The 6771-nt window shown below is 35.9% G+C and carries 5 protein-coding genes and 2 tRNA genes (1 of these 7 only partly in view); 4 read left to right on the top strand and 3 right to left on the bottom strand.

What is annotated here, in order from left to right:
• The 3 genes from RK01_RS07690 to RK01_RS07680 all read right to left on the bottom strand — a co-directional run.
• On the bottom strand, positions 1-764 hold the 5' portion of the coding sequence (locus RK01_RS07690; protein WP_016172729.1) for a C69 family dipeptidase. 712 nt of this gene lie to the left of the window's left edge; the window shows 764 of its 1476 coding nt (coding positions 1-764); the start codon lies at positions 762-764; its stop codon lies beyond the left edge, outside the window.
• A gap of 457 nt (positions 765-1221) precedes the next feature.
• A tRNA-Thr gene (locus RK01_RS07685) sits at positions 1222-1294 on the bottom strand.
• Positions 1295-1489: 195 nt separating this feature from the next.
• Positions 1490-2716 (bottom strand): serine hydrolase domain-containing protein, encoded by a 1227-nt coding sequence (locus RK01_RS07680; protein ID WP_016172728.1) that lies wholly within the window; start codon positions 2714-2716, stop codon positions 1490-1492.
• Positions 2717-2849: 133 nt separating this feature from the next.
• Between RK01_RS07680 and RK01_RS07675 the strand changes: the two genes are divergently transcribed.
• From RK01_RS07675 to RK01_RS07660, 4 genes are all read left to right on the top strand, one after another.
• Positions 2850-2923 (top strand) — tRNA-Asn (locus tag RK01_RS07675).
• A gap of 336 nt (positions 2924-3259) precedes the next feature.
• On the top strand, positions 3260-4297 hold the full coding sequence (locus tag RK01_RS07670) for an acyltransferase family protein (RefSeq protein WP_016172727.1): 1038 nt from the start codon (positions 3260-3262) through the stop codon (positions 4295-4297).
• 135 nt (positions 4298-4432) lie between these two features.
• Complete coding sequence (locus tag RK01_RS07665) at positions 4433-5761, top strand: C1 family peptidase (RefSeq protein WP_016172726.1); 1329 nt, start codon at positions 4433-4435, stop codon at positions 5759-5761.
• Between the two features lie 209 nt (positions 5762-5970).
• Complete coding sequence (locus RK01_RS07660) at positions 5971-6753, top strand: tyrosine-protein phosphatase (RefSeq protein ID WP_016172725.1); 783 nt, start codon at positions 5971-5973, stop codon at positions 6751-6753.
• Positions 6754-6771 lie beyond the last annotated feature (18 nt).

Raw genomic sequence — 6771 nt, 5'->3', positions numbered from 1 at the left:
GCAAATACTTGGCGTACAGAAAATTTTTCTGGGTTTTTAGCGAGGTCATTTTTTTCAATAAACTCTTTTAAACCTGTTGAGACGCGCACGTTATTCGTATCTGCTAAGTCAATGTCACCAATTGTCAATGTATTTGCGATAACGGCGTAATGATCGTCTGGAACACGTACAGCTGCCCAGTTGTGGCCTGAAACGATTTCCATGTACCAGATTTCCTCTTTATTTGAGAAGATAACACCATTTACTTCTGCTGCCCCTTTTTCTTCTACAATTTTACCTAAGCGTGTGATTCCTTCTTGCGGTGAAGAAATATAAGGGAGAACCACTGTAACAATGGAATCTTCTGCGATACCATTCTCGACCAATGGATCTAATTTCAATACTTTTTCTTTTGTAGTAGCAGACTCTGTACCGCTCATTGCAACATTTTTACTATTAATACCAGCTTCTTCATATAAACCTTCTGAAGTATCCCATTCTGGTGTTGCTGTGTATTTTAATTGCTCTTTTGGTAATGTCAAAGAAAATTTATTTCCATTTGAAATATAATTGGTAGGGTTGGTATTGGCTTGACGCACTACAAAGTGTTTTGCCCAAGCTGTCCCCATATCCTCATTGCGTGCTATCATGGTCGATCCATCTTCGCTAGCATCTTTACCTACTAATACCGTTGTACAAGCATCAGCGGTTGATGAAATTGCCAAAGTAACTCCAGACGCAATTAGTACTATTCCTAATTTTTTTATCCAGTTTGTTTGAATCATTTTGTTCTCCTCCTACAATTAATTTCTGACAAAATGAGCATAACAATAAATGTATGCGCTTACAACTGAAATAAGAAAGAATGTAAAAGAAATCACAAATGAAATAGCAATTAATGATTGCATTTTATAATCGTAACACTAATGGAAATATAGCTATTTTTCAGATTATTAAAAATAACAGTGAATAAAAAAATAGGAAGAAGTTTATTAATTTTTAATGGAACGAAATCTAGTCAATGTCATCTAAAAGATTGAGTGACTGGGTCTAATTTTTTTACACCAGAATAAAAGCACTTTAGGCAAATTTTGAAAGTAATTTCGCTTAATTTTGTTATAGAAACGAACAGGACCTCAGTTGCTGAGATTTGTCACTTCTAGTATCACAATATTTCAAGCGAAAATAGGGTAGAATTTGAAAATACAAAAAAGAACCTTGATTTATCAAGGTTCCAAAAAGAGCCACTTGTCGGGCTTGAACCGACGACCTCAGCCTTACCATGGCTGCGCTCTACCTGCTGAGCTAAAGCGGCATATTGTTATTTCAATCAAACACAAGAAGTATTATAACGAAGCTAATTCTTAAAGTCAATATTTTTTGAAGTGTAATTTTCTAGTGAAAGTTAGATTTTACGAATTTTAATTTTATGAAAAACAGTAGCTTAAACAAAAAATCTTGGGAAAACAAGAATCGTCTTCTCAAGATTTTTTGTTTGGCCTGATTGTTATTAAAATTTAGCTGGCACACCAGTTAAATCCTGATAGAGTACACCCATGAGCGTCTTTTGATTGATGACATTCCCATGATTACTAAGGAGTAAAACGGCATCTTGTCCATCCTTACTGATAAGGACCATACAGTGTTGGGAGGCGATCATGCCATTTGCACGGAGATATAAGCCTTTATCATATTGCCCCCCATTGTAAGTTGCATCGGTTTCTCGTTGCCAAGCAGCATTTAAAACATCTGAACTCACTAAAGTACCCGCTAGCAATTGGTGATAATACCAGTACAAATCGCCGGCTGTCATCCCGAGATTGCCTGTCCCTAATTCCCGGACAAATTGGCCTTTTTTTTCGGTGACAACTTGGCTATAATCCGCTGCATCTTTGCCGCCATAAGAGACAGTATGATTACTATTTTGGTACCAGTTCGGGTATTGCACAATTTGTTTTAATCCTAACTGATTACCAAAAGTATTTTGAATAAGCTGAGCGTAGCTGGTGTGGGTAATTTCGCGTAAAATTCCAGCTAACAAAATGTAGTTAACAGGCGAATAAAAAAAGCGACCACTATACTTAATTTGCGCATTATTTACAGCAAAATTCACAACTTCTGCTTCACTGTTTACACTTAGAGGAATCTCTGGTAACCCAAGGCCGGAAGTCATATGCAACATCTGTCTGATTGTAATATTTTCACTGCCATAAATTTGTGGGAAAAATTGACTTAAGGGTGTATCCAACGTTAAACGACCAGCTTCGATTTGTTTGTAGATTAAAGTAGCTGTTAAACTTTTTTGAACCGACCCAATTTGATAAAGAGAAGCAATGCTATTCCGTTTTTGATTAGCGAAATCTTGGTAACCGTAGCCTTGTTGTAAAATAATCTGGCCTTTTTTAACAATCAGGGCAGTACCGACAAAATTATCTAATTTCAAACGAGTATCAAAACTTTCTCCCACCGGTGCTAAAATATCTTTACTTAAATTTTGATAATCATCAGCAGATAAAGGTGTGGTAATAGTATCTTCATTAACGACTTCGTTTTGATTTTCTGAATAGCTCGTACTGGTAGTTGGTGGTTCTTCATTGTTTTCAGTGGTACTTGCCGTTGCAAAAAAGAGACTCTCTTTATTGCCATACAGCCAATAACTTAATCCCCCAATGATAAATAATACAATTAAAGGATAAATCAATCGGTTTTTCTTATTTTTAAAGTGACGTCCATGCATCGTTCTACCTCCAAAATTCAATTTATTTTACTCGTCTTTTTAAGAAAAGAAAAGTATTTTAAAAAAACAGGAGAAAAAGTTTAAATTAATCTTGCGAAAATTTAAAAGAATTGCTATCATATTGTTACAGTATTCCGGCATAGCTCAGTTGGTAGTAGCGCATGACTGTTAATCATGATGTCGTAGGTTCGAGTCCTACTGCCGGAGTTTTGCTCTCGATTTTATCGAGAGCTTTTTTTGTGGGCGGATTGTCAAATCAAGTACAACCCTTTATTAAAATTTCATCTTATTGCGTAAAAGCTGAACGAGTCCGTTCAGCTTTTCTTATATTCAAAAATATGTACGATTTCAACAGTGTGATGTTTTTTAGGTCATTATAAAAATGAAATTTACGGAAACTAGCATTTGTAATAGAAGAGTATTTTTTTGTAAAAGACTTGTTAAGAAAACGACAAAGGGGTTAAAGGTAAGCTTAAGTTTTATTTGTTATCCTTTTTATAGTCATTCCTAATGATAGTGGATGAATGGCTAAAGGAGGCTATTATGAAGCAGCGATTGGCATTTTTTGATAATGCAAAGTTTATTTTGATGATTCTTGTCGTATTTACTCATTTATTAGAGCCTTTTATTGAAGATTGGCAAGGGTATCATAATCTTTACTATTTTATTTTCATTTTCCATATGCCGGCTTTTGTTTTGATTGCGGGTTATTTTTCTAAAGGATTACAAAAGAGCAATGCTGGCAAGATTTTAAAGAAAACCCTATTTCCTTATCTGATTTTTCAATTGGTGTATTCGTGCTATTATACTTTAATTGGTTTAGAAGATAGTTTTTCGTGGAACTTGTTGCTACCAAACTGGTCATTATGGTTTTTAATCAGTCTTTTTTGTTGGCAGTGTTCCTTAACTCTATTTAAAAAAATATCACCACCTCTTGCGATTGCTGTAAGTATCCTTTTAGCCTTAGTAGTAGGATACTTGCCTTTTATTGACCGAAATCTTGCAATGCAGCGGTCCTTTGTCTTTTTACCATTCTTTCTAATTGGTCATTATTTTTCTTGGGAAAAATTAGTCGCAATACGCCAGAGTCATCGTTATTCTTTTGCTTTAGTGGGTTTTGGCAGCATTTTTGCATTTATAAATCAATTTGAAACTTTCAATAAATATTTGGTGTTTGGCTCAAAACCTTACGCAGATTTCCTTAGTGATCCACAGCTGGGCGCGTTTATTCGCTTATTGGTAATGTTGTTAGGTTTTGTCGGAATATTATCGTTTTTACTCATTGTGCCAAGGCAAAAAACAATTTATTCGGACTTGGGGCGCAACACTTTGACGGTCTATTTATTACAAGGATTTGTGATCAAAGGACTGCGGGCGTTAAATATTGCGGAGTTCAATCTAGGAATTGGCGGCTTTATCAGTTTACTTATCTTTAGCGTAGGATTAACATTCTGGCTAGCGTCACCCAAATGGCAGCAATTTATGAGAACTTGCAGGAAAAGTTGCAAAAAAGTGTTCGGCAACAGTAGCAAATTTTGTGAGATTAGAAAGATTCCATTTTTTATAAACTTCCCATTGTAAAATGATGCATGTAAAATTCGATTAAAAAGAAAAGATAGAAAGGGTAATTGTCAGAATTTTCCCATCAGTTGTAATTTTCTGGTGGCAGGAGTAAAATAAAAAAGTATGTTATTTCAATGTGAGAGGATGAAGAAAATGTCAGCAATCGACAAAGAATTGACAGCCAAATTTGCTGCTGCCTTTAAAGAAAACAATAAACAAAATGCATTACAACGAGGTGTAGTGAAAAATGGTATCAGCGCTTCAGCTGAAAATATGAGTGCTCATGTAAATAATGTGCCAATCTTTTCAGTTGATCTGGCCACGGGAAAAGTAGCAAACCAAATGCAATCCGGTCGTTGCTGGATGTTTGCCGCATTGAATACTTTCCGTCATAAAATGTTGAATACCTTTCATTTGAAGGATTTTGAATTATCCCAAAACTATACTTTTTTCTGGGATAAATATGAAAAAGCCAACTATTTTTATGAAAATATCTTAGCTACTGCGTCAGAAGAATTAACTAGTCGTAAAGTGGCATTCCTTTTGCAAACACCACAACAAGACGGTGGCCAATGGGATATGATTGTTTCAATTTTTGAAAAATACGGCGTCGTTCCTAAGACGGCAATGCCAGAAAGCAGTAACTCCTCTAATTCACGAGATTTGAATAATTACTTGAATAAAAAATTGCGTAAAGATGCCGTTACATTGCGTAATTTAGTAGCCGCAGGAAAAGAAGCGGCAGCAATTCAAAGTGCAAAAGAAAAAATGTTGGAAGAAGTCTATAACTTTTTGGCGATTTCTTTAGGGAACCCACCAGAAACATTTGACTTTGAATATCGTGATGAAGAAAAAAATTATCATTTGGATCAAAATCTTACACCACAAAGTTTTTATGAAAAATATGTTGGGTTGAATTTAAATGACTATGTCAGCATTATTAATGCCCCCACCGCTGATAAACCTTATAATCAATCCTATACAGTTGAGATGTTAGGCAATGTTGTAGATGGTAAAGAAGTGAAATATTTAAATGTGGATATGATGACTTTCAAGAAATTAGCGGTTGCACAGCTTGAACAAGGAGAATCAGTCTGGTTTGGTTGTGATGTTGGCCAATCCTCCACACGCGATTCTGGTATTATGGCAATGGACGCTTATGATATGAATGACTTGTTTGATATTGATTTTACGATGACCAAAGCAGAGCGCTTAGATTTTGGCGAAAGTTTAATGACCCATGCGATGGTTTTAACTGGTGTTGATGTGGTCGATGGTCAATCAACAAAATGGAAAGTTGAAAACAGTTGGGGTGAAAAAGTCGGCACCAAAGGATTTTTTGTAATGAGTGATGAATGGATGGATGAATATACTTATCAAATCGTTGTCCGTAAAGACTTGTTAACAGCCGAACAGTTGGCAGCTTATGAAAAAGCACCAATGGTTTTAGCACCTTGGGATCCGATGGGCGCGTTAGCATAAATTTTGTATCCATTCGCGTGAAAGTTTGAAACGAATAATTTTTTGGGACTGGATTTTGTCAAATTTGACAATGATCTAGTCCTTTTTTTAAGAAAACACAGTTGGAATCATTCAATTTAAAGACGGTCTTTTCTATTTTCTGTTATACTTTTTATTAAATAAGAAGACGAGCTAAATTGGCCGGTAGTTTAACAGGAGGCAGAAAAAAAATGGTGAAAATTATTCCATTAGAAAAAGCAGCAAATGTCCGTGATTTAGGGGGATACAAAACAAAAGATGGCATTGTCCGTTTTAACAAAGTAGTGCGAGGTGCGAGTCTGTCAGATCTTTCAGACAATGATCAAGAGCTATTGCAGCAATATGGGGTAAAAGATGTTGTGGATTTTCGTTCGCCAAGTGAAGCCAAAGAGGCACCTGATAAAAAGATTCCCACTGCAAAAGAGTTTTTTTTACCGGTATTTGGCCATGACGAAACCAAAGCTTCTATTTCGCCACAAGAATTGTTGAAACAATTGGAACAAGGGATGACCGCCCACGCGCAAATGATAAAAGTTTATCGGCACTTTATTGAAGATGAACATGCAAAAAAAGCTTATCAAGAATTTTTACAAATTCTTTTGGCCAATGACGGTGAGCAAAAAAGTGTACTTTTCCATTGTACTGCTGGAAAAGATCGAACTGGCTTTGGCGCAGCATTAGTATTGGATTTACTTGGAGTGGATCGCCAAACGATCATGTCAGATTATCTAGCCACTAATCAGTACTTAACTGAACGTACGGCACAAATGACGGCTGCAGCTAAAAAACAAGGCGCACCAGAACTACTGGTGAATGGCATCGAAGCGTTAATGAAAGCTGATGCTGCATACTTGAATGAAAGCTATACAGCAGCTAAAGAGCAATATGGTGATTTAAAGCACTACGCTACAGAAGGATTAGGATTTACCGCAGGCGAAATAAAGGATTTGCAAAAATTGTATTTAACCAAGTAGAAGCAAGGAGGGATGAAG

Origin of the sequence: Enterococcus dispar ATCC 51266 (assembly GCF_000406945.1) — a bacterium.
In the GTDB taxonomy this organism is placed as follows: domain Bacteria; phylum Bacillota; class Bacilli; order Lactobacillales; family Enterococcaceae; genus Enterococcus_C; species Enterococcus_C dispar.
The sequence above is the reverse complement of the archived record's forward strand: the minus strand, read 5'-3'. Positions and strand labels throughout refer to the sequence as shown.